Origin of the sequence: Bacillus sp. SIMBA_026 (assembly GCF_046535335.1) — a bacterium.
Lineage (GTDB): Bacteria > Bacillota > Bacilli > Bacillales > Bacillaceae > Bacillus > Bacillus velezensis.
In genome coordinates, this window is sequence record NZ_JAWRWX010000083.1 from 1 (window position 1) to 306 (window position 306).

Annotated in this window: 1 protein-coding gene; it reads right to left on the bottom strand. The window is 60.5% G+C overall.

Features of this window, described 5'->3' with window-relative positions; all coding sequences use genetic code 11:
- On the bottom strand, window positions 1-306 hold a 306-nt coding region (locus tag SB847_RS20770; protein WP_410578471.1), incomplete at both ends, for a putative Ig domain-containing protein.

The window sequence follows — 306 nt, forward strand, 5'->3', positions numbered from 1 at the left end:
GCTGAAGGACCCCGCTTCAGTCGGCGTGCCAGAGATGGTGTTGCCATCCGCCTTCAGTCCTGCCGGCAGACCCTCGATCGCGTAGGTATAGGGTGCCGCACCGCCAGAGGCCGTAACTGTATGCGAACCATAGTCGAGGTTCTGTTTACCTGCGGGCAGGTCGGTGGTGTCGATCGTGATCGTTGGAGCGCTCTTGATCTCAAGCGTCTTCGTGAAGGGCTGCTCATAACCATCGCGATCCTTCACGTTGATCGTGATGGGGAAGGAGCCCGCTTCGGTCGGCGTGCCGGAGACGGTGTTGCCATC